Genomic DNA, 22,755 nt, shown 5'->3' with positions numbered 1-22,755 from the left:
GGGGGGGGGGGGGGGGGGGGGGGGGGGGGGGGGGGGGGAGGGAAAGGGGGGGAGGGGGGGGTGGGTCTCGGGGGGCGAGACCTCCCGCGGGGCACGGCCGCCGGGCACCGGGAACGCGACGGCACCGTCCCCGGCGGGTCGTGGCGGCGACGGACGGCCGATTGACATGACCGGCGAGCGCTCCCATCATGGGAGCGCTCCCAAGCCTCATGTCCCAAGCCCCGCCCGCCCGTTGGCGCACCGCCGACGGGTGACGCGGTGCTGCACGCCGCACGGTTCCCCGTCCTTCGTCCGGCTCCGCGGCGTGGCCCCGGGCCGGCGCATCACCCGGGAGGAACACCCCCATGCCGTTCCGCAGGAGACCAGCCGGCAAAAGAACGGACGGGCCGCGCCGCCCGCTCGCCGCCATGGCCTCGGCCGCCCTGGCCCTGGCCGCCGCGATCGTGCCGCTCGCCACGTCCGCCGCCGCCGACCCGGCCGCCACCGGCGACACCACGGTCACGGTCAACGCGAACGCGGGCCTGGGCACGGTCACTTCCACCGCGCTCGGCGCCAACACCGCCGTCTGGGACGCGTACATGAACGACCCCGGGGTCGCCCCCCTCTACCGGGCCGCGGGGATCGGCGCGCTGCGCTATCCGGGCGGCTCCTACGCCGACATCTACCACTGGGTCGACAACACCGCGCCCGGCGGCTACGTCGCCCCCGGCACCGGCTTCGACTCCTTCATGGGCACCGCGAAGGCATCCGGCGCCCAGCCGATCCTGATCGCCAACTACGGCTCCGGAACCGCCCAGGAGGCCGCGGACTGGGTCAGGTACGCCAACATCACCAAGGGCTACGGCGCGAAGTACTGGGAGATCGGCAACGAGCTCTACGGCAACGGCGTCTACGGCAGCGGCTGGGAGAACGACACCCACGCCGACAAGACGCCGGACCAGTACGCCCGCGAGGTCACGTCCTACGCCGCCGCCATGAGGGCGGTCGACCCCACCGTCAAGATCGGCGCGGTCCTCACCATGCCCGGCAACTGGCCCGACGGCTCGGTGGCCACCGGCGACACCGGCGACTGGAACCACACCGTGCTCGCCGCCGTCGCCCACGACATCGACTTCGTCAGCGTCCACTGGTACCCCAACACCAGCGACGGCGACCAATCACTGGCCGCCGTACGGCAGTTGCCCGGTGAGCTGCACGAGGTGCGCGACCTGGTGGACCGGTACGCGGGCGCCGACTCCGCGCACATCGGCATCGCGATGACCGAGGTGAACTCCAACTCCGGCGGCGGCGCCTTCACCAGCCGCCCCAACGGCCTGTTCGCCGCCGAGGCCATGATGACCGCGCTGGAGAACGGCGTCTTCACCGTGGACTGGTGGGACACCCACAACAGCGCGGGCACCATCAGCACCGTCGGCGGCGAGACCGACTACGGCGACATGGGCATGCTGTCCAACGGCAGTTGCTCCGGCGGCGTCTGCGAGCCCGCCGTGAACACCCCCTTCGCGCCGTACTACGGCATCAAGACACTCGGCGCCCTCAGCGACCCCGGCGACAGCATGGTGGCCTCCGGCACCTCCAGCTCCGAGGTCTCGGCGCACGCGGTGCTCCGGTCCGACGGCGACCTCGGCGTCCTGCTGCTGAACAAGAGCTCCGGTACCGAGCACACCGTGGACCTGCGGTACCAGGGCTTCACCGCCGCCTCCGGTGCCCCCGAGGTCCAACGCTGGGCCCCCGGTGACGACGGCCTGGTGGACGCGACCGGCACCGCCACGGCCGACTCGGCGACCCTCGCGCCGTACTCCGTCACCGTGCTGACCCTGCACCCGAAGAGCGGCACGGGTTCCGCCGCCGCCACCGTCGGCGCACCGGGCACCCCGCGGACCACCGCGGTCGGCGCCGGCACCGTCGGCCTGAGCTGGCCGGCCGCGACCGGCACGGTGGACCGGTACGAGGTCTACGAGCAGCTCGGCACCAACATCCAGCTGCTCGGCTCGTCCACCGGTACCTCCGTCACGCTCGCCAACCTGCCGCCCGGCTCCCGGCACACCGTCGATGTGCTGGCCCGCGACAAGGCGGGACACCTCTCCCGGCCCTCCGCCCCGCTGACCTTCACCACCGCCACGCCGGACGACAGCACCTGCACCGTCTCGTACCAGGTCACCTCCGGCTGGGGCAACGGTTTCGTCTCCGATGTGGTGGTGAGCAATGTCGGGCCCGCGGACATCGACGGCTGGACGCTGACCTTCGACTGGCCGTCGGCCGGGCAGTCGGTCTCCTCGTCGTGGAACGCGAACGTCACCGGTGACGGGCGGCACGTCCATGTGACCAACACCGACTCCAACGCCGAACTCGCGCCCGACGGCGGCAACTCCGCCACCTTCGGCTTCGTCGGCGCCAACGACGGCGCCAACCCCGCCCCGACGTCCTTCAGCCTCAACGGAACGGTCTGCCGGACGGTCTCCTGATCCGGCGCGCCCTCGGGTGGGACGGCTCGACCGCCCCACCCGGGGTGCCCTCAGATCGCGGTCCGGCCGCCGTCCACGGCGATGGTGGCGCCGGTGACGTAACTGGCCCTCGGCGAGGCCAGGAAGGCGACCACCTCGGCGACCTCGGAGGGCTCGGCGACGCGCTTCATCGCGGTGGTTGCGCCCAGCGCGTCGAACAGCTCGCGCCCCTCCGGCCGGGTGTACACCGGGCCGGGGGCCACGGTGTTGAAGCGGACGCCGCGAGCGCCGTACTCGGCCGTCCAGCTCCGCGTCAGCGAGGCCAGGGCCGCCTTCGTGGCGCCGTAGGCCGCGGCGTCGGCCAGGCCGAGGCTGCCCGCCATGCTGCCGATGCTGATCACACTGCCCGAGCCCTTCGCGGCCATCGCCGGGGCGAAGGCGGCCACCAGGAAGAAGGGCGCGCGGACATTGCCGTCGAACATGGCGTCGTAGTCTTCCGGCCGCATCTGCTCGGTCGGGGCCCAGTGCGCGACCCCGGCGTTGTTGACCAGCACATCCACCTCGCCCACCGCGGCCGCCAGCCGACTCGCGCCGTCCGGCTCGGTCAGATCGGCCGCGACGAACCGGGCCCGGCCCCCGGCCGCGGCGATCTCCGCCACGGCCTCGGCACCGCGCTCGGCGCTGCGGCCCACGACCACGACGGACAGCCCGTCCTCGGCCAGCCGCCTGGCGATCGCCCGGCCGATGCCGGAGGTGGCCCCGGTGACCAGCGCGGTCGGGGGGCGGGACGCGGGGGCGGCGCTCTGTGCGGACATACGGGACACCTTTCGAGGTCACGAGCCGGACGGGCCCGCCCGGCGCACTGAGGGCACGTGCGGGACGATGCCCTCCCCCAAGGAACGCAGCGCGGCGGCGAGAAGACGTCACGACACCCCGAGGGGCCGCCCGATCGGCGCCTTCGAGGTGAGGACGCGTCGGCGTCGGACGAGGCGAGGGACCCGGTGTCGGAGTCGGTGCCGGAGTCGGTGTCTGCTTCGGCTTCGGCTTCGGCTTCAGAGGATCGGCCCGGCGGATCGGCCCGGCGGGTACGGGCCGCGCGGCGCCCTCCGGTCCGGACTCGGTTCGGCCGCCGAGGAGTTGGGAGGGCGGTGTCCACGTGTGATGCTTCTGCGAAGGGCCGCCCGGCCCGGCCGCCGCCCGGCCGGCCACGCGTGCGCGTTCCGTATTCTGGCGGCAGGAACTGCTGGGAGGCCAGGGGGGGGCGTGTGCCGCTACACAAGGACGACCCGAGATCCGTCGGCGGCTACAAGCTGATCGACCGGCTCGGCGCCGGCGGCATGGGCAGGGTCTACCGGGGCAGATCGCGTTCCGGACGCGAGGTCGCCGTCAAGGTCGTCCACGCCGAGTACGCCCAGAACCCCGTCTTCCGGGCCCGGTTCCGGCAGGAGATCGAGGCCGCCCGCCGGGTGAGCGGCGCCTTCACCGCGGCCGTGGTGGACGCCGACCCGGAGGCCGACTCGCCCTGGATGGCCACCCAGTACGTGCGCGGCCGGTCCCTCGCGGACCGTGTCCGCGACCAAGGCCCGTTGCGCGTCACCGAGTTGCGGCCGCTGGCGCTGGGCCTGGTGGAGGCGCTGCGCGACATCCACCGGGCCGGGGTGGTGCACCGCGACCTGAAACCGGCCAACGTCCTGATGGCGGAGGACGGCCCCCGCGTCATCGACTTCGGCATCTCCCGGGCCGTGGAGAGCCACCACACCCTGACCGAGACCGGTCAGGTGATCGGCACCCCGCCCTTCATGTCCCCGGAGCAGTTCACCGACGCCCGTACGGTCGGCCCCGCCTCCGATGTCTTCTCGCTCGGCGCGCTGCTGGTGTGGTGCGTCACCGGACGCGGCCCCTTCGACGCCGACAGCCCCTATCTGACCGGCTACCGGGTCGTCCACAACGAGCCCGCCCTCGACGGCGTGACCGGCTCCGTGCGCACGGTGCTGGAGCGCTGCCTGGCCAAGGAGCCCGCCGACCGGCCCGCACCGGACCGACTGGCCCTGGAATTCGCCGAGGCCCTGCCGGAACCGTCACCGGGCGAACCGCAGACGATGACCCTGCGGCTGCCCTCCGCGCGGCCCGCGGACCAGCCCCCCACCGGCGCCCCGACCACCGCGGACCACCGCCCCCGACGGCGCGGACCCCGCGCGCTGCTGGCCGTGTCCGGAGTGCTGGCCGCCGCCCTGACCGGCTATCTCCTGCTCGGCCCGGCGGGCGGTGGCGGCGACGGCGGCGGCACGGTACGGGCCGGAGCCACGGCCGCCGGACGCTGGACCCCGCTCCCGGCCGGCTGGAAACCCTGGCAGACGACCGCGTCCGCCGACGCCGAGAAGGGCGTGCGGAAGGCACCGGCATACGACGGCAACCGGACCCCGGCCTGCGTACCGGACGGCGGCGCCCTCTACTGCGCGGGCAGCGCGCTCCTCCCGGAACGGATCGACGCCACCACCGGACGCACCCTGTGGCGCTCCGGCATCGCCCCCGCCGGGATCCCGGCCGACCGGTACGTCACGAACGTCCTCGGCACGTACGAGGGCGTGGTGCTCGTGGAGTTGACGGTCACCGGCTCGGGCGGCACGGGACAGGCGCAGTCCGTCCTCGCCCTCGACGCCGCGACCGGCACCCGGCTGTGGACCCATCCGGTGCGCACCGACAGCCTGGGCTCGGCCTACGCGGCCGGGGTGACGATGACCCAGGAGGGCGACGGCGGCGCGGTGACCGTCCGCTCGGCGCGCGACGGAACGGTGCGCGGGCGGATCCCCGTACCCGCCGGATACGACTGCTACCCGCTCGCCGCCGGGAACCGCCCGTACGTGGAGTGCATCACCCGCGCGGAGGGCTCGCACCGCACGAAGTTCCTCGTGGTCGACCCCGCCGACGGCTCCGCGCACACCCTGGAGTCCCCCGCCCAGCAGCGGAGCTTCATCGGTGCCCTGGACGGCCGGCTGGTCTTCGTGGAGTCGACCGACAACCCCGCGCCCGACAGCCCCGACCTGGTCTACACCCGTATCGTGCGCGTCGACCCGCGCACCGGCGAGCGCGCGCTGACACCGCTGCCCGAGCGGTACCGGGGCGGGATCCCGGCCCTGGCCCACGGCACGCTCTACTTCGCCACCTCCAGCGGCATGGTCACGGCCGTCTCGCCCATGACCGGGGCCGAGCTGTGGCAGAGCCATACGACCCTGGAGACGCCGGGCCAGGTCTCGGTGGACCCGAACGGCCGCACCGTGTACCTGGCCGGCGGGAGCGGCCGGGTGGCCGCCCTCGACACGGCCCGCGGCACCCTGCTGTGGGAGTCCTCGGCCCGCGCGGAGGTGCTGGACAGCGGGCTGCTGCCCACGGTGTGGTTCGACCGGGGCGCGCTGGTCCTCGCGGCCTCCGACGGCAAGCTCTTCACCCTCGACCCGGCCCACCCAGGCCGTGAGCCCGTCCCGGGGTGACGCGCACCGGTCTCGCCGGGCGGCGGATCAGGCGGTGGGCAGCCACTGCGCCCGCTGGGAACCGCGGGGCACGAGGATCTGCCGGTAGGCGCCGGGGGTGTCCGACATCCGCACCTGGTCGGTGACGCCCTGGTAGCGGCCGAGCGGCGTCTCGGCGGTGAAGACCTCGGGGTCCAGGTAGGCGTGCAGCTCGCCGGTGCCCGCGATCCGCTCGGCGTACGACTTGTCGAAGACGCCCATCGACAGGATCCACAGGGCGACACGGGACAGGGAGACATGGACGCGGTAGCTGCCGCCGTGCACGGCGCGGCGGCGCAGCGCCTCGGTGATCCCGGCCGTCATGAACCACGAGACCAGGTAGTCGTTGACGACGGTGATGGGCGGCAGGGCCGGCTTGTCGCCGTCGCCCTCCAGATGGAGCAGACCGGTGAGCGCGCCCGCGGTCTGGTCGAAGCCCAGGTAGTTCTTCCAGGGGCCGCTGCGGCCGTTCAGCGAGACCGTCGCGTGGATCAGACCGGGCCTGCGCCCGATGGACTCCTCCTCGGACAGGCCGATGGAGTCGAGGAAGCCGGGACGGCGGTTGGCGTAGAAGACGTCGGCGCCGGACTGGAGTTCATGGATCCGGGCCAGCCCCTCCCGGGTGTACGGGCTGACCGTGGCGGAGCGCACGCCCACGCCGGTGGTCAGGTAGGTGACGTCGTGCTCCAGCTCGTAGGGCCGCCACAGGTTCAGCACGTCGGCGCCGTGCAGGGCGAGGGCGCGACCGGCTCCGGCGCCCGCGATGATGTGGCCCATGCCCAGGGCGCGCACCCCGTCGAGCGGCGCGGTCGGGCCGGCGGGCAGCGGCTCGGGATCGCTGTCGCCGATGCGGGTGATCTCCACCAGCGGCAGCCCGGAGAGCACCTGCTGGTACTGCGCCTCCTCAAGGATCTCGGCGGGCGTGCGCACCATCGGCATCACGCACCCGGCCTCCGCACCTGCCTGCTCAAGTTCCCGGGCGTTCCACTTGGAGATCGCGGCCGCCACGTCCTCGGGCACCTCGCCCACACCGAGCAGCCGCTGCGCGGCGACCTTGATGTTGGGGTAGATGTTGAACGGCATCATCCAGCGGTCGTCGGCGGTGCGGTAGAAGGAGTTGACGAACGCCTGGTTCGGCAGCGAGGGGGCGCCGCCGACATAGCCGTTGATGAGTTCCCACTTCTCGTCGTAGAAGGGGCACAGCCGGTGCGGGCCGACGCGCAGGTCCATGTGGATGTCCTGGCCGCGCCCGGTGCGGTCCTTCCACAGGGCGGCTACGGCGGCGGACTTGGCGACCAGGGCGATACCGGAGGCCGCGCCCAGGCGCAGGGTGCTGGGGACGACCGGGTCCGCGCCCTCGAAGGTGATCCGCCCGCCGGTGTCGCCCGGCCGCAGGCCGATGCCCGCGAGCACCTCGCCCGTCTCGGCGTGGATGTCGAAGGCGTCGTCCGTCGCGGGGGCGGCGACGGCCTTCTTGATCTTGTCGGTGAGGTCCATGACTTCTTCGCTTCTCCTGTGTGGTGTGCGGGAGTTCAGGCGCGGGCGCGTGCGGTGTCCGGGGTCTCGCCCAGGGCGCGCATCAGCGTGAGCTGCGCGCGGTCGCGCTCGGCGGCGAGCTGCTCCACGGATCGGTCGCCGAACGCCTCGCGCGCCTGTTCGGTGAGGAGGGCGACGGTGGCGTCGTCGAAGGCGGGGTTGCCGAGCAGCGGCCACAGGCCCGTCTCCATGCCGCGGCCGAGGTGGTCGATGAACTGGGGGAGCCCGCCGGGGCCGCCGCCGAGATGGAAGGTGCGGAACGGGCCCGCCACGGCCCAGCGCATACCGATGGAGGAGGTCACCACGTCGTCCAGCTGCCGCTCCGTCACCACGCCCTCGGCGACCAGGTGGACGCACTCGCGGAAGAGGGCCGCCTGGAGGCGGTTGGCGACGAAGCCCGGCACCTCCTTGCGCAGGACCTGCGGCTTCTTGCCGAGCGCGGTGTAGAAGGCCGTGGCCTGCTCGACGGTGGCCGGGGCGGTCCGCGCGCCGGGCACGATCTCCACGAGCGGTACCAGGTGCGGGGGGTTGAAGGGGTGGCCCACGATCAGGCGTTCGGGCTGCCGCATGGCCTCGGCGATGGCGGTCGCCGGGATGCTGGACGTCGAGGTGGCAAGCAGCGCGTGGGCGGGGGCGGCCGCCTCGACGGTCCCCCAGATGCGCTGCTTGAGTTCGAGCCGCTCGGGGCCGTTCTCCTGGACGACGTCCACATCGGCGACGGCGGTTGCGAGGTCCGCCTCGAAGGTGAGCCCGGCGGTCAGGTTCTCGGTCGGCAGGCCGAGCGCGGCCAGCGCGGGGGTGATCTCCGCGAGTCCGGCGAGGACCAGGTCCTCGATGTCGGGGCGGGGGTCGTTGACGACGACGTCGAGGCCGCGGGCGAGGAAGAGGCCGGCCCAGGAGACACCGATCACGCCGCCGCCGATGACGGCGGCACGCCGGTAGGACTCCAGGGCGGCCTCGGGGGTGGGGCCGGAGGTGGGCGTGGAGGTGGGGGTCATGGTGCGGACCTTTCTCGACCGGATCAGGCGGTGAGGTAGTCGAAGACCGGCTGGGCGGGGCTGAGCGTCAGGTCGGTGAGGATGTGGCTGGCGCCGACGACCTCCCGTACGGGCAGGTCCGCGAGCGGGGCCATGGCGTGGGCGAAGAGCTCCAGACGCCCCGGCGCGGTGTACGCGCTCTTGACGGTGAGGTCGCTGATCTGGGTGCGGACCAGATCGCAGACGCGCAGGCCGCCGTCGTAGTCCGGGATCGTCTTGATCATGAAGTTGGGCGAGCACACCTGGGCGCGCGCCTCCGCCGGGTCCAGGGCGTGGTGCTTGTAGCCCATGGTCGCGGTGGCCACCCGCAGCGTCCCGTAGTCGAGCGTGCCGACCAACGTGTCGGAGTCCACGTAGAGGGTGGGGGAACCGGACTTCTTCGGGTACGCGCTGTACTCGCGGCCGCTGGAGATCGCGGGCACGCTGTCCACGTACATGGCGAGGTTGAACTCGCCCTTCTCGCCCTCGTGCTCCACGGCGATCAGCTGACCGGCCTCGGTGTAGTCGCCCAGGCCGGTGGTGTCGGGCATGCGCATGATCTCGAAGCGCACGATCGGATCGGTGACCGTCAGCGGCTCCGGAACGAGGCGGCGCAGTACCTCGGGGTCCGTGCGGTAGTAGATGTTGAGGTACTCACGGTTGGTGAACCGGTACCGGGCGGGGGCGTAGGCCGGGGAATCCACCGGAGTGGTGAAGAGGCGGGCCACGTCTTCCTTTTGCATGCGGAGCCTCCAGGAGAGCGAGTAATTCTCGGTGCAATCCAGTGGACACTCGGCGGCATACGTCTGTCCAATATATGTATGGGTCAAGATCCATATGGAAGAACATATTGGCGGCGCAAGCCGCCGTCCCGGTGAAGATCGTGTGCGGGGTAAATGCGCGCGAAATGCGCGGGGAAACGTGCGGGAGAAATACGCGGGGGAGGGAGAGAGGGGGGAAGGGGGAAATCCCCACCTCGTACTCGGGTGGCACCTCCATCGATGGCAGGAGCCGCGACCGGTTGACTGGCAAGGGACGGACGAGAGCCGGACCGGGCACAGGAGGACAGCGTGGTGGGGAAGCGTACGGCGGTCGTGGCATGCCTGGCGGCACTCCTGGCGGCACTCCTGGCGGGCGCGGTGGGCGCGGCGCCCGCCGGGGCGCGCGGGGGCGACGGCGGCTATTCGGCGGGGGAGTTGAGAGAGGATCTGGCGGCGGTGCGTACCGCCGCGGGCGGTGATGTGAACGTGGTGGCCCGGGTGGACGAGCCGGACGGCGCCGTGCTGCGGGCACGGTACGGAACCGCGGGCGTGGGCTCGACCGCTCCCGTGCCCTGGGACCCGGAGTTCCGGGCGGCGAGCACCAGCAAGACGTTCATGGCGGTGGTGGTCCTCCAACTCGCCGCGCAGGGGCGGCTCTCACTGGGCGACACGGTGGAGCACTGGCTGCCCGGAGTGGTCCGCGGACACGGCAATGACGGCGCGCGGATCACCGTCCGCGACCTGCTCCAGCAGACCAGCGGGATCTACGACTACATCGACGACCCCGAGGTGCGGGACCGGCTGCTGAACCACTTCGACGAGAACCGGTACGACGCCACCCCGGCCTCCCGGCTCGTCGCGACCGCCATGCGCCACGCCCCGCTCTTCACCCCACCGCCGCACGGCGCACCGCGCCGCTGGGCGTACTCGAACACCAACTACCTGCTGGCGGCGATGATCGCCGAGAAGGCGGGCGGCGCGGACTGGCGGCAGCTCGTCGAGCACCGGATCATCGCCCCGCTCGGCCTGCGGCACACCTACATCCCCGGCGAGAACCCGTATCTGATCGGCCCGCACGAGCGGGTGACCATCGACGGGCCCGGGGGCGTACCGGAGGACCTCACCGAGCAGAGCTACCAGCACACCGCCGACTCCGGGGTGGTGAGCACCCCCTCGGACCTCGACCGCTTCTTCCGCGCCCTGGCGGACGGACGGCTGCTGCCCGCCGCGCAGTGGGCACTGATGCGGCGGACGGTCCCGTACGACGACCTGCCGATACCCCCCGCGGGCGAACAGGGCGGATACGGCCTCGGGCTGCGAGCCGTCCCCCTGACCTGCGGGGGCGTCTACTACACGCACGAGGGGGACGGCTTCGGGGTCTACGGCAGACCGGCGGTCGGCGCCGACGGCCGCCGGGCGGTGACCGTGTCGGTGACCACCACCACCGCGCTCGTCGACGAGGACCGCCTCGACCGGGCGGTGCAGACCCTCACCGACCATGCGCTGTGCGCGGCGCCCCGGAGCTGACCCGGCCGGTTCAGCCGCCGGTGAGGCCGAACGGCAATGCGGGGTCGGTGTCGGCGATCTCGATCAGCCGGTTGTACTTGGCGACACGTTCGCCCCGGGCCGGGGCCCCGGACTTGAGCTGACCGCAGCCGGTGCCCACGGCGAGGTCGGCGATGAAGGTGTCCTCGGTCTCGCCCGAGCGATGGGAGACCATCTGGGTGTAGCCGGCCGCGCGGCAGATCCGCATGGCGTCGAGGGTCTCGGTGACGGTGCCGATCTGATTGACCTTGATCAGAGCGGAGTTGCCGATCTTCTTGCTGATCGCCTCCTGGATGATGCCGGGGTTGGTGACGAAGATGTCGTCGCCCATCACCTGGACCCGGTCGCCGAGGCGTTCGGTCAGCCGGACCCAGCCGTGCCAGTCGTCCTCGGCCAGACCGTCCTCGATCGACCAGACCGGGAAGCGGTCGATGATCGCCTCGTAGCGGTCGATCAGGTCGTCACTGCTCAACATCTCGCCCGCGACCCGGTACCGGCCGTCCGGCAGCCGGAACTCGCTGGCCGCCGGGTCCAGGGCGATCGCGACACCGTCCCGGCCGGGTGTGTAGCCGGCGTCGGTGATCGCCTCGACGAGGAGGTGCAGGACGTCCTCGGGACGGTCGACGGCGGGCGCGAAGCCGCCCTCGTCGCCCAGGCCCGTGCTGTGGCCGTCGGCGGTCAGCCGCGCCTTCAGCCGGGCGTACACCTCGGCCCCGGCGCGTACGGCCTCGGGCAGACTCGGCGCGCCGAGCGGGGCCAGCATGAACTCCTGGAAGTCGAGGGCGTTGGCGGCGTGGGCACCGCCGTTGACGACGTTGAAGTGCGGCACCGGCAGGCGCGCGGCGGTGCCCGCCACCTCGGCGAGCCGCCGCCACAGCGGCTGCCCGGCGGCGGCCGCCTCGGCGCGCCAGGCGGCGAGGGAGACCCCGATGACGGCATTGGCGCCGAGCCGGGACTTGGTGTCGGTGCCGTCCAGTTCGATCAGCGCCCGGTCGACGTCGGCGGCCGAGACGAAGTCGCGTCCCGTCAGGACCCGGGCGATCTCGGTGTTGACGTGTCCGACCGCTGTGGAGACGCCCTGTCCGCCGTAGCGGGTCCGGTCGCCGTCGCGCAGTTCGACGGCCTCCCGGGTGCCGGTGGAGGCACCGGAGGGCACCCCGGCCCGGATCCGGCTGCCGGCGCCCGTGGTGAGGGTGACGGCGAGGGTGGGGCGGGCCCGCGAGTCGAGGATCTCGACGGCGTGCAGCTCGGTGATCCGCAAGGTCATGGTTCAGGCTCCTGTTCCCGCGGCCCGCGCCCGGGAGGCCTCGATCTCCGCGTAGGCCCGCTCGCGGCCCTCCCAGTGCGAGCCCTCGACGGACTTGCCGGGCTCCAGGTCCTTGTAGACCTCGAAGAAGTGGGTGATCTCCAGCTGGTCGAACTCGGAGATGTCACCGATGTCCTGCACCGGCGCGTACCGGGGGTCGTGGGCGGGCACGCACAGCACCTTCTCGTCCGGGCCGTGTTCGTCCTTCATCACGAACATGCCGACGGCCCGGCACTCGATGGTGCAGCCCGGGAAGGTCGGCTCGCCGACCAGCACCAGGGCGTCCAGGGGGTCTCCGTCGCGGCCCAGGGTGCCGTCGACGTAGCCGTAGTCCGCCGGATACTTGGTGGAGGTGAACAGCAGCCGGTCCAGCCGGATGCGGTGCAGCTCGTGGTCCATCTCGTACTTGTTGCGGGACCCCTGGGGGATCTCCACGATCACATCGAACTCCACTGTGTCCTCCTGGAAGCGGGAGCCGCCCGGTGGCGCGGCTCGGGCGGGCGGGGGCCGGGCTCGTCGGGACGGGTACCGGGCGCGCTCGCCCGGACACCTCCGTCCGGCGGCGGTGCCGGGTGGCAAGCGGCCGTACGGGCGTCCCGGGGGCCGTCGGGCCGGGCGGGGGAGTGCGACGCGGCGGGTGCGGGCATGGCTTCTCCTGGTCGTGTCCGTTCGACCAGGGACCGTCAGCGGCGTGGTGCCGCGGTTGCGGTGAGCCCCATCACCGGCGCGTCGGGCGCGTACCCATAGTGAGCCCCGAAGATCGCCGCCGCAAGGCATCCGGGGTACGCCGAACGGGCCGCGTCGTCGGCCCCAGGGGACGTCACCGAGTCCGTCCGACCACCAGGAGCAGGGGAATCGCGGCCACGTGCAGGGCCGGCGAGAAGACCACCAGATCGGTGACCGAGCGATCGTAGAGCGCCCCCAAAGCGAGGCTTCCGGCGAACCAGCACGCACCGAAACCGGTGTCGAACAGGCCGAACGCGCAGGCCCGCCGCCGCGCCCCGACCATGCCCATATGACCGGGTGCCGGGGAAAGTGCGGGGCGCGGGTCACGGGATTTCGGCCGGGTGGTCAGCCGCGTACCAGCCGACGGTGGGTGATCCGGTGCGGGCGGGCCGCCTCCGGGCCCAGCCGGTCGAGCTTGTTCGCCTCGTAGTCGGCGAAGTTGCCCTCGAACCAGAACCAGTCGGCGCCGCCCTCGAAGGCCAGGATGTGGGTGGTGACACGGTCCAGGAACCACCGGTCGTGCGCGGCGACGACCGCGCAGCCGGGAAAGTCCAGCAGTGCGTTCTCCAGCGACGCCAGCGTCTCCACGTCGAGATCGTTGGTCGGTTCGTCCAGCAGCAGGAGGTTGCCGCCCTGCCGGAGCGTCAGGGCGAGGTTCAGCCGGTTGCGTTCGCCCCCGGACATCACGCCCACGGGCTTGTGCTGGTCGGAGCCCTTGAAACCGAACGTGGCGACATAGGCGCGCGAGGGCATCTCCACATCGCCGACGCGGATGTGGTCCGCGCCGCCGGACACCGCCTGCCACACCGGCATGTCCGGGTCCAGTCCGGCGCGGTTCTGGTCCACGTAGGAGATCCGCACCGTGTCACCGAGCCGCAGGGTGCCCGCGTCCGGCCGCTCCGCGCCGACGATCACCTTGAACAAGGTGGTCTTGCCGACCCCGTTGGGGCCGAGCACCCCGACGATGCCGCCGCGCGGCAGGGAGAACGACAGCTCCTCCATCAGCAGCCGGTCGCCGAACCCCTTGGTGACCCGGTCGGCCTCCAGGACCAGGCTGCCGAGCCGCGGCCCGGGCGGGATCTGGATCTCCTCGAAGTCCAGCCGCCGCGCCCGCGCGGCCTCGCCCGCCAGCTGCTCGTACCGCCGCACCCGCGCGCTGGACCTGGCCTGGCGCCCCTTGCCGCCGGAGCGCACCCACGCCAGCTCCTCGGCCAGCCGCTGCTGCCGCTTGGCGTCCTTGCGGCCCTCCACCTGGAGCCGGGCCGCCTTGGTCCGGAGGTAGGTGGAGTAGTTCCCCTCGTACGGGTAGGCGTGACCCCGGTCGATCTCCAGGATCCACTGGGCGGCGTTGTCCAGGAAGTACCGGTCGTGGGTGACGGCGACGACGGTGCCCGGGTACTCCGCCAGATGCCGCTCCAGCCAGGTCACCGACTCCGCGTCCAGATGGTTGGTGGGCTCGTCCAGCAGCAGCAGGTCCGGCTGGGACAGCAGCAGCCGGCACAGCGCCACCCGCCGCCGCTCACCGCCCGACAGCTCCGCGACCGGTGTGCCGGGCGGCGGGCAGCGCAGCGCGTCCATCGCCTGCTCGAGCCGGGAGCCGAGATCCCACGCCCCGGCGTCGTCCAACCGCTCCTGGAGCGCGCCGAGTTCGTCCAGGAGCGGCTGCGTCTGCGCACCGCCCGCCGCGCCGAGCCGGGCGGTGATCTCCTCATACCGTCGCAGCCCGGCACGGATCTCCGCGACGCCCTCCTCGACGGTGCCGAGGACGGTCGTCGAGTCGTCGAGCCGGGGTTCCTGCTCCAGGATCCCGACACTGATCCCGGGGGCCGGGACGGCGTCGCCGTCGGTGGGCCGCTCCAGTCCCGCCATGATCCGCAGCAGGGTGGACTTGCCCATGCCGTTGGGGCCCAGGACGCCGACCCTGGCGCCGGGCGGGAAGGAGAGCGTGACATCGTCGAGGACGACCTTGTCACCATGGGCCGTACGGGCCCTGCGCATCGTGTACACGGACATCCGCGATGCCTCCGGAAGCCGGGCCGCCGGGTGCGGCGGCTGGTGCTCGCAGAGGCCATCAGCACGGAACGTGCGCTCAAGGGCGAGCCTCATCGCCCGTCTCCGTCCATGGTGCGCCCACCCGGGCCGCCCCCGCCAGCCGGCCCGCTCACCGGGACCCCGCCGTGGGAGCGCGGGAGGCGCGGGTCCGCGCGCCGCGCTCAGGTGAGGTGCAGCCACACACCGATCCAGGTCACGGCCACCCCGCCGCAGCCGAGCACCGCCGCCCACCGCACCGGACTGCCCGCGAACAGGCGCCCCAGGACGGCCCCCAGCGCCGCGAGGGCGACGACGGCCAGCACCACCACGATCCACGACAGCTCCGGCGCCGCGGCCCCGGCCAGCAGCGGCAGCGTCGCCCCGGTGAAGCTCGCGGTGCAGGCGATCACCGTGGCCGTGAACGCGCGGGTCAGCGCGAGCCGGCCGAGCCGGGTCGTGGCCAGCTGCCCCCGCCGGGTCAGGTTCAACTGCCGTGAGGCGCGGATCAGATAGGCGCGGCGGTCGGCGTAGTCGGCCACGAACACGGCGAACGCCGCCGTCGTCAACGCCACCAGCCCCACCCGCAGCGCCAGCGAGGCGCTGACCGGCGCGCCCGAACCCACCAGCGAGGCGGCGGCCAGCGTCAGGGCGTTGAGCAGCCCGTCCACCAGACCCAGGACCAGCGGCAGCATGGACCGCACGGCCGGCATCCGCAGCCCGCGGGCCGGGGTCATCGCGAACGCGGCTTGTTGTCCAGCAGATAGGCGCCGGCCACCACCTCGTCGATGCTGTGGACGACCGCGCCGGTGTGCTGGATCGCCTCGGTCAGCGCGCCGACGTCGATGTCGTCGCCCTCCACGGTGACGTTCGTACCGACGGTCTCGATGTCGATCTCGGTGACCGCGATGTTCACCGCCTTCACCCCGGGCGCGGCCTCGATCACCGACGCGAGGTGGATCAGATCGGGCTCGTCGACCGTCTTGTCGACGTCCAGGACCAGCCGTCGTACGGGCATGTCCAACTCCTTCTGGCGGGGTTCAGGCAGCCGGGGGCCCGGAGGAGCCGAGCGGAAGCGGGCGTGGCGAGGCCGTGGACGACCTCGGGTCGGCACGCTCGGGAGTGACAAGGCGACGGCACCTCCTGGCTCGCGACCGTCGGGCAGCCGCAGCGACCGTCCGATCGGTGGAGGTAGAGGCCATCAGCACGGGAGGTGCGGTCAAGGGCGAGCCTCATCGCCACCCCCATAGTGCGCCACCCGGCACACGTCCTGCCAGGTCCGCCACGCCGACGCCGACGCCGACGCCGACACCGACACCGACGCCGACCTGCGCCGTGTCACGGCCGGAGGGCCGCGCGCGCCGCACCCCCCGCGCCCGCCCCTCGTCGGGCAGGGACCGTCGGCGGCGCCGTGCCGCCGCTGGTCAGGGAGAGTGACGGGGGATTGCGCGGCTCCCCGCCGGGGCATCGGTGCGTAAGACGGCGATGAGGCTCGCCATGTGCGACCGCACGGTCCGCGCCGCGCTGCCGGCCTCTGCCCGCGATCCCACCGGACCGGCGGTCCGGAACGACATCCCACCGCCCCAGGGACGCCCGGAGGAGCGTCATGAAACGAGAGCCGACGCCACCGGCGGCCGCGCCGTCCGAGGAGCTGCCACCGGAGGTCGCCGCCGCCCGGCTGCGGCTGCTCGCCGATGTGAGCCGCGCGCTGGCCTCCGGACTGGACGCGCAGGAGTCGCTGCGCAGGCTCGCCCGGCTGGTCGTGCCCCAGCTGGCCGACGCCTGTGTCGTGGACGTCGTCGAAAGCGAAGGGCTACGGCGACTCACGGTCACCGACCGGGACACGGAACGGGCGCTGCGGGTGCTGTCCGGCGGGCTGCTGCCCGGCCCGGACGACTCGGCGTGCGCGCTGGCGAAGGTGCTGCGCGGCGCGGGCCCCGTCGTGGTCACCGACTTCGGCGAACCCGACCCCGCCGACCCGCTGCGCGCCGCCCAGTGGTCCCTGTACCGGACGCTCGGCGCCCACAGCGCGCTGATCGTGCCCATGCGCGTACGGCGGCAGGAACTGGGCGCCCTCACCTTCGTCCGCCGCGCCGGGGCCCCGGCGTTCGACGAGCAGGAGCAGGCGCTCGCCGCCGACCTCGGCCACCGCGCGGCCCTCGCCCTGGACAACGCCCGGCTGTACGCGCTCCAGGAGCACACCGCCGAGCAGCTCCAGCTCTCCCTCCTGCCCGACCTGACCGGCCTGGACCACCTCCAGCTCGCCACCCGCTATCTGGCCGCCCGCGAACGGGCCGAGGTCGGGGGCGACTGGTACGACGCCTTCCCGCTGCCCGACGGCTCGGCGGTCCTCGCCATCGGGGACGTGGTCGGCCACGACCTCGCCGCCGCCGTCCGGATGGGGCAGCTGCGCAACATGCTGCGCGCACTCGCCTACGACAGCGGCGGCGACGACCCGGCGGGCATCATGTGCCGCCTGGACAAGGTGATGCAGGGGCTGACCAGCATCGAGCTGGTGACGGCCGTCATCGCGCGCATCGAGACACCCGACGCCGGACCATGGCGGCTCACCTGGACCAACGCCGGTCATCTCCCGCCCCTGCTGGCCCAGCCCGACGGCCACACGCTGCTGCTGGAGGAAGGGCACGCCCCCATCCTCGGGGTCGATCCCGCGCTCGCACGGGAGACGGCGACCGTCACCCTGCCGCCCGGCGCCACCCTCCTCCTGTACACCGACGGCCTCGTCGAACGCCCCGGCGAGGACATCGGCCGCGGTCTGACCCGGCTGCGCCAGCACGCGGCGGCACTCGCCCGCGAGCCCTTGGCCGTCTTCCGGGACGAACTGCTCGGCCGGATGAGCGACGTCCAGAACGACGACGTCGCCGTACTGGCCCTGCGCGTGCCCTGAGCGGCAACGGGCCGTGACCGTACGGGGATCGCGCCCCGTCGCCTCTCCCGGCGGGTCCTCAGTCGAGACAGAACTCGTTGCCCTCGATGTCCTGCATCACGATGCAGGACTCGTTGAAGCCGTCGGCGCGCAGCACCTGTACCTGCACCGCGCCGAGCGCCACCAGCCGCGCGCACTCGGCCTCCAGCGCGGCCAGCCGCTCCGCGCCCACGAGCCCGGTGCCGACCCGCACATCGATGTGCACCCTGTTCTTGACGACCTTCCCCTCGGGAACGCGCTGGAAGAACAGCCGGGGCCCTTCGCCCGAGGGATCGACGCAGGCGAACGCCGCGCCCTGCCGCTCGGCCGGCAGCGAACGATCGAAATCACCCCAGGTGTCGAACCCCTCCGGCGGCGGCGGGACCTCGTATCCCAGCACCTCGCACCAGAACCGGGCGACGCGTTCGGGCTCCGCGCAGTCGAAGGTGACCTGGATCTTCTTGATCGATGACATCGGCGCACCATAGCAGGGGTGCTCCGTCGGCCAACTGTCTTTTTGGCGCGGCACGTTGTCGGGGCGGATTTGGCCCCCGCTGGCCCGCCGTCCCAGGCTCGGCGGGCCGACGCCTTGGGGGCGTCATCGCGAGGTAAACCGGAACGTACGCCTCCGGTGGTCCGATGGGAAGGGCCGCGGGCGTGTGGTCCAGGTCACATGAGGCGGCCGGTTGCCCTGCCGTCCGGACGGAGCCCGAGGGTCGACCTGGATCGCCGCCTCCCGACCTGTTTTGAACGCGTTCAACTCCTTGGTCTAGGCTCAGCTCGACACGAGGGCTCGACACGAGGGAGGGGTGGCCGATGAAGATCGTGATTCCCGGTGGGACCGGGCAGGTCGGCACGGTGCTCAAGCGCGCGCTCGGCGCCGCAGGTCACGAGGTCGTGGTGCTCACCAGACACCCCGAGCGCGGGGGTGAGATCGAGTGGGACGGCAAGACCCTGGGGCCGTGGACCGCGGCCGTCGACGGCAGTGACATCGTGATCAACCTGGCCGGACGCAGCGTGAGTTGCCGGTACACGGCGACCCGTCTGCGGGAGATGATGGACTCCCGGGTCGACTCCGCCCGCGTCGTGGGCGCCGCGATCGCGGGTGCCGCCCGACCGCCACGGCTCTGGCTCCAGATGAGCACCGCCACGGTGTACGCGCACCGCTTCGACGCCCCGAACGACGAGGCCACCGGAGTGATCGGCGGCGGCGAGGCGGGCGTGCCGGACTACTGGGCGTACAGCGTCGACATCGCCAAGGCGTGGGAGCGGGCCCAGCGCCGGGCGGAGACACCGGCCACCCGCAAGGTCGCCCTGCGCTCGGCCATGGTGATGAGCCCGGACCCCGGCGGAGTCTTCGCCGTCCTGTCGGGGCTGACCCGCCTGGGCCTCGGCGGCCCGGTCGCGGGCGGCGCGCAGTACGTGTCGTGGATCCACGAACACGACTTCGTGCGCGCGGTGGAGTTCCTGATGGACCGCGAGGACCTCACCGGGCCGGTGAACCTGGCGGCTCCCCACCCCCTGCCGCAGCGCGCGTTCATGCGCGCGCTGCGCTCCGCGTGGGGTGTGCCGGTGGGCCTTCCGGCGACCAGGTGGATGGCCGAGATCGGCGCGTTCGCCCTGCGCTCCGACACCGAACTGCTCCTGAAGAGCCGCCGAGTCGTCCCGGGGCGGCTGACCGAGGCGGGTTTCGCGTTCCGGTACCCCCAATGGCCGGGAGCCGCCGACGAGTTGGTGCGCCGGGCGCGCGAAAGGGGTGGGGCCGCGGTGGGCCGATGATCAAGCTCGCCCTCGCCCGGTGCGAACGAAGCCGGCCGACACCCCGGCACGGGCCCGGCGTTCGAGAGCCGAACGAATTCCGCCCCGCCGCCGTTCATTTGCGAACAACCCATTGACTGGTCCCGGGGAGCTTGCCACCATCACCCTCACCCGAGAGCGCTCTCAGGCTGCGTCACGGTTCGGTCTCCAGCACGGTCCCCACCCGTTCGAGGAGTACGCCCATGCCAGTCAGCTCCGCCCCACCACGCCGTGCGCCGGGACGCTCCCGCTCCCGGCCCTCTCTCGTCCTCGCGCTGCTGATCGCGCTCGCCGCGGCGCTCGGACTCACCGTCACCTCCCAGAGCCCCGCCCGCGCCGCGGGCACCCTGCTCTCCCAGGGCAGACCCGCCACCGCCTCCTCCACCGAGAACGCCTCCTTCGGCGCCGCGCAGGCGGTGGACGGCAATGACCAGACCCGCTGGTCCAGCGCGTTCGCCGACCCGCAGTGGCTCATGGTCGACCTCGGCTCGGTCCAGCCCCTCACCCAGGTCACCCTCAAGTGGGAGGCCGCCTACGCCAAGGCCTTCACCGTGCAGACGGCCACGGACCCGAACGGCCCCTGGACCACCGTCTATTCGACCACCGCAGGTACCGGCGGCGTACAGAACCTGAACGTGAGCGGCTCCGGACGGTACGTCCGGATGTACGGCACCCAGCGGGCCACCCCGTACGGCTACTCCCTGTGGGAGTTCCAGGTCTACGGCGGCTCCGGTGGCAGCACGCCCCCGGACGACTTCTGGGGCACCACCGACGACATCCCGCCGTCCTCGGCCGTCATGAAGGTGAAGGTGCTCAACCGGACGGGCGGCGCCTACCCGGACAGCCAGGTCTACTGGAGCTACAACGGCCAGGAGCACTCCATCGCCGAGCAGCCCTACGTGGACGTCGTCGCCGCCCCCGCCCAGCGCATGTACTTCTACGTCGGCTCCCCGAACGGCCAGTACGACGACTTCATCGAGTTCACCACCGGCACGTCCTCCTTCAGCGGCAACACCACCCGGGTCGACGCCTGGGGTCTGCCGCTGGCGATCCGGCTGCACTCGCACAGCGGGCAGGACGTCCAACTGGGCGACGCCCAGGACCTGTTCACCATGACCCGCGACCAGGTCTTCCAGAACTTCCAGAACTCCGTGCCGCAGCAGTTCAAGGTCCTGGCCCAGACCCAGGCGCCGTACCGGATCATCGCCCCCGGCAGCGACCCCAGCTTCCGGTCGGGCGGCACGAACGCCAACTACTTCACGGCGTACGCCAATTCGGTCGGCGTGAACGAGTCCACCTCGAACATCTTCGGCTGTGCCGGGTCCCTCGCCTCCGACGCCGCCCGGTGCGCCGCGCTCAACCGGCACACCGCGAACCTGCCGGCCGCGCAGCAGCAGGACCCGTCGAAGTTCTACGGCGGCGACCCGGCCAACTGGTACGCAAAGTACTGGCACGACCACGCGATCGGCCACCTGGCGTACGGCTTCCCGTACGACGACGTGGCGGGCCAGGCCGCGTACACCTCGATGGACAACCCGCAGTGGATGGAGGTCGCGGTCGGCTACTGAAAGGCCGTCAGCCCGTACGGCGCGGCGCGTGCACGCCCCTTCACCGGTGACCGTCCCCGGCCGGTGGAGGGGCGCTGTGCGTGCGGGGCGACTGGCCAACCGGGAAGGGTGTGGGTTAGGTTAGCCTTACCTTACTTTCCCTGGTCCTGGAGGGCCCGGATGCGTCGTACCCCCAGTCCTGCCAGCGCGCCGACGGCCGCCGAGCGCGTCCGGTCGATCCTGGCCGCCGCCCACTCGATGACCGTGGTCAGCGACGGCCGGCACCATGAGATCCGCCGACTCGACGGCACCGGTGCGATGGGGCATTTCCATCTGCACGCCGCCTGGGAAGGCACCGGCACCCCGTCCCCCGTACGGGTCCCGGTCCGCCTGGAACTCACCGACATAGCGCCCACGCCGGTACGCGAACGGCTGCGCGCCCGCGTCACCCTGACCGGGGTGCTGCGCGCGCCGTACGACCCGGACGCCACGGACAGTACGTGCATGGAGTTCGGGCAGGGCGTCCTGGAGGACTCCGGCGGACGCGCGTACGTGACCCTCCAGGAACTGGAGGCGACCGAACTCGATCCGCTGGCGACCTGCGAGGCGGGCCTCCTGACCCATCTCGTGGACGACCACGCCGATCTCGTGCCCCGGCTGCTGCGGCTCGTACGGCCACGCCCGGAGCCCGGTGTGACGAAGGTGGTCCCGGTGGCCATCGACCGCTACGGACTGACCCTCCGGCTGGAACACCGGCGCACCCACCACGACGCCCGCATTCCGTTCCGTACCCCCGTGCGCGACCTCGACCATGTCGGGCCGCAGATCCACGCCCTGCTGTCGGCGGCGCGCCGCCTCTCCCACACCGGCCATCTGCTGGCCTGAGCCGAAAGGCGAGACCATGACGTCCTTGAGCGCCGTCCCGTACCCCATGCCCGACGCGGCGTCGCTGCCGGACGGCGGCCCGTCCTGGCGCATCGATCCGTGCCGTGCCGCACTCGTCGTGCAGCATATGCAGGAGTACGTCCTGCGAGCCCTGGAGGAGACCGCGCCGGTCGCCGAACTCCTCGACAACATCGGCCGGTTGACCGAGACCGCCCGCTGCCTCGGCGTGCCCGTCGTGTACGTGACGCGGATACCGGGGTCGCGGTCGGTCGGGGGAGAGGGGCCGGGGCCGGTCTTCCCCGCGCCGGTCCCGCTCGCACCGCCGACCGCGACGGACGCCCGCGCCGTCGTGGACGTCCTGCGGCCGGAGACCGGCGACACGGTCCTGACGGCCAAGCGGTACAGCGCGTTCGCCGGTACCCGGCTGCGCTCGCGCCTGAAGGAACTCGGGCGGGACCAGGTGGTGGTCGTGGGCGCGGCGGCGCGCACCGACGTGCTACTCACGGCGGCCGACGCCTGGATGCAGGACCTCGAACCGTTCGTCGTCGCCGACGCCGTGGCCGACCGCACGGCCGCCGACCACACCATGGCCGTCCACTGGCTGGCCGCCACCTGCGCGACCGTCACCGTCACCGAGGCGGTGCGCGCGGACCTGCGCGGGCGGCCCGCGGACACCATGGCGCTCTGAGCACCCACGGACCCGCCGAGACGGCGGCCCGCCCGACGGTGAAC

The 22,755-nt window shown here is 72.7% G+C and carries 19 protein-coding genes and 2 riboswitches; of the genes, 8 read left to right on the top strand and 11 right to left on the bottom strand.

Going from position 1 to position 22,755, the window contains the following annotated elements:
- The first annotated feature begins 344 nt into the window (after positions 1-344).
- Positions 345-2,465, top strand: a complete 2,121-nt coding sequence (locus tag ACLF5H_RS15200) for a cellulose binding domain-containing protein (RefSeq protein ID WP_421676609.1) — start codon at positions 345-347, stop codon at positions 2,463-2,465.
- Positions 2,466-2,515: 50 nt separating this feature from the next.
- Here the strand turns inward: ACLF5H_RS15200 and ACLF5H_RS15195 are convergent, their stop codons facing one another.
- The gene (locus ACLF5H_RS15195) at positions 2,516-3,259 is read right to left on the bottom strand and encodes an SDR family NAD(P)-dependent oxidoreductase (protein WP_421676608.1); all 744 of its coding nucleotides are present in this window, start codon (positions 3,257-3,259) and stop codon (positions 2,516-2,518) included.
- Positions 3,260-3,709: 450 nt separating this feature from the next.
- Here ACLF5H_RS15195 and ACLF5H_RS15190 point away from each other — a divergent pair, with 450 nt between their 5' ends.
- A complete protein-coding gene (locus tag ACLF5H_RS15190; RefSeq protein ID WP_421676607.1) occupies positions 3,710-5,932 on the top strand; it encodes a protein kinase domain-containing protein in 2,223 nt (740 codons plus the stop codon).
- Positions 5,933-5,959: 27 nt separating this feature from the next.
- Here the strand turns inward: ACLF5H_RS15190 and ACLF5H_RS15185 are convergent, their stop codons facing one another.
- Genes ACLF5H_RS15185 through ACLF5H_RS15175 form a run of 3 tightly spaced genes read right to left on the bottom strand, consistent with a single transcriptional unit; the run spans position 5,960 to position 9,245 of the window.
- Entirely contained in the window at positions 5,960-7,447 is a 1,488-nt protein-coding gene (locus ACLF5H_RS15185; protein WP_421676606.1) for a CoA transferase, read from the bottom strand.
- Between the two features lie 35 nt (positions 7,448-7,482).
- On the bottom strand, positions 7,483-8,484 hold the full coding sequence (locus tag ACLF5H_RS15180; RefSeq protein WP_421676605.1) for a 3-hydroxyacyl-CoA dehydrogenase NAD-binding domain-containing protein: 1,002 nt from the start codon (positions 8,482-8,484) through the stop codon (positions 7,483-7,485).
- Between the two features lie 23 nt (positions 8,485-8,507).
- A complete protein-coding gene (locus ACLF5H_RS15175; RefSeq protein WP_421676604.1) occupies positions 8,508-9,245 on the bottom strand; it encodes an acetoacetate decarboxylase in 738 nt (245 codons plus the stop codon).
- Positions 9,246-9,572: 327 nt separating this feature from the next.
- Here ACLF5H_RS15175 and ACLF5H_RS15170 point away from each other — a divergent pair, with 327 nt between their 5' ends.
- Positions 9,573-10,790, top strand: a complete 1,218-nt coding sequence (locus tag ACLF5H_RS15170; RefSeq protein WP_421676603.1) for a serine hydrolase domain-containing protein — start codon at positions 9,573-9,575, stop codon at positions 10,788-10,790.
- Between the two features lie 10 nt (positions 10,791-10,800).
- Here ACLF5H_RS15170 and eno read toward each other — a convergent pair whose 3' ends face one another.
- The 6 genes from eno to ACLF5H_RS15140 all read right to left on the bottom strand — a co-directional run bounded on the left by eno (position 10,801) and on the right by ACLF5H_RS15140 (position 15,886).
- Positions 10,801-12,075: a phosphopyruvate hydratase gene (gene eno / locus ACLF5H_RS15165; RefSeq protein WP_421676602.1), complete on the bottom strand. Its 1,275-nt coding sequence runs from the start codon at positions 12,073-12,075 to the stop codon at positions 10,801-10,803.
- Positions 12,076-12,078: 3 nt separating this feature from the next.
- Positions 12,079-12,567 (bottom strand): inorganic diphosphatase, encoded by a 489-nt coding sequence (locus ACLF5H_RS15160; RefSeq protein ID WP_421676601.1) that lies wholly within the window; start codon positions 12,565-12,567, stop codon positions 12,079-12,081.
- Between the two features lie 367 nt (positions 12,568-12,934).
- Complete coding sequence (locus tag ACLF5H_RS15155) at positions 12,935-13,123, bottom strand: hypothetical protein (RefSeq protein WP_421676600.1); 189 nt, start codon at positions 13,121-13,123, stop codon at positions 12,935-12,937.
- Positions 13,124-13,185: 62 nt separating this feature from the next.
- Positions 13,186-14,853, bottom strand: a complete 1,668-nt coding sequence (gene ettA, locus ACLF5H_RS15150) for an energy-dependent translational throttle protein EttA (RefSeq protein WP_421676599.1) — start codon at positions 14,851-14,853, stop codon at positions 13,186-13,188.
- A 42-nt stretch (positions 14,854-14,895) separates the two neighbouring features.
- Positions 14,896-14,959, bottom strand: a riboswitch (Fluoride riboswitch).
- A gap of 94 nt (positions 14,960-15,053) precedes the next feature.
- Positions 15,054-15,605 carry a hypothetical protein gene (locus ACLF5H_RS15145; RefSeq protein WP_421676598.1) on the bottom strand — a complete coding sequence of 184 codons (552 nt, stop codon included), beginning with the start codon at positions 15,603-15,605 and terminating at the stop codon, positions 15,054-15,056.
- Positions 15,602-15,886, bottom strand: a complete 285-nt coding sequence (locus ACLF5H_RS15140) for a DUF211 domain-containing protein (protein WP_421676597.1) — start codon at positions 15,884-15,886, stop codon at positions 15,602-15,604. Before ACLF5H_RS15140 ends, ACLF5H_RS15145 begins: the two co-directional genes overlap by 4 nt.
- Positions 15,887-16,053: 167 nt before the next feature.
- A riboswitch (Fluoride riboswitch) is annotated at positions 16,054-16,117 on the bottom strand.
- 357 nt (positions 16,118-16,474) lie between these two features.
- On the opposite strand from ACLF5H_RS15140, the gene ACLF5H_RS15135 reads away from it, so the two are divergent.
- Positions 16,475-17,776, top strand: a complete 1,302-nt coding sequence (locus ACLF5H_RS15135) for a PP2C family protein-serine/threonine phosphatase (protein ID WP_421676596.1) — start codon at positions 16,475-16,477, stop codon at positions 17,774-17,776.
- A gap of 58 nt (positions 17,777-17,834) precedes the next feature.
- Here ACLF5H_RS15135 and ACLF5H_RS15130 read toward each other — a convergent pair whose 3' ends face one another.
- Positions 17,835-18,269, bottom strand: a complete 435-nt coding sequence (locus tag ACLF5H_RS15130; protein ID WP_421676595.1) for a VOC family protein — start codon at positions 18,267-18,269, stop codon at positions 17,835-17,837.
- A 341-nt stretch (positions 18,270-18,610) separates the two neighbouring features.
- Between ACLF5H_RS15130 and ACLF5H_RS15125 the strand changes: the two genes are divergently transcribed.
- The 4 genes from ACLF5H_RS15125 to ACLF5H_RS15110 all read left to right on the top strand — a co-directional run bounded on the left by ACLF5H_RS15125 (position 18,611) and on the right by ACLF5H_RS15110 (position 22,711).
- Entirely contained in the window at positions 18,611-19,573 is a 963-nt protein-coding gene (locus tag ACLF5H_RS15125) for a TIGR01777 family oxidoreductase (protein ID WP_421676594.1), read from the top strand.
- Positions 19,574-19,794: 221 nt separating this feature from the next.
- Positions 19,795-21,159 (top strand): beta-1,3-glucanase family protein, encoded by a 1,365-nt coding sequence (locus ACLF5H_RS15120; protein WP_421676593.1) that lies wholly within the window; start codon positions 19,795-19,797, stop codon positions 21,157-21,159.
- A gap of 159 nt (positions 21,160-21,318) precedes the next feature.
- A complete protein-coding gene (locus tag ACLF5H_RS15115) occupies positions 21,319-22,023 on the top strand; it encodes a DUF2470 domain-containing protein (protein WP_421676592.1) in 705 nt (234 codons plus the stop codon).
- A 16-nt stretch (positions 22,024-22,039) separates the two neighbouring features.
- Entirely contained in the window at positions 22,040-22,711 is a 672-nt protein-coding gene (locus tag ACLF5H_RS15110; RefSeq protein ID WP_421676591.1) for an isochorismatase family protein, read from the top strand.
- Positions 22,712-22,755: the final 44 nt, after the last annotated feature.

Source organism: Streptomyces sp. LaBMicrA B280 (genome assembly GCF_049222185.1).
Taxonomy (GTDB): domain Bacteria; phylum Actinomycetota; class Actinomycetes; order Streptomycetales; family Streptomycetaceae; genus Streptomyces; species Streptomyces murinus.
The sequence above is the reverse complement of the archived record's forward strand: the minus strand, read 5'-3'. Positions and strand labels throughout refer to the sequence as shown.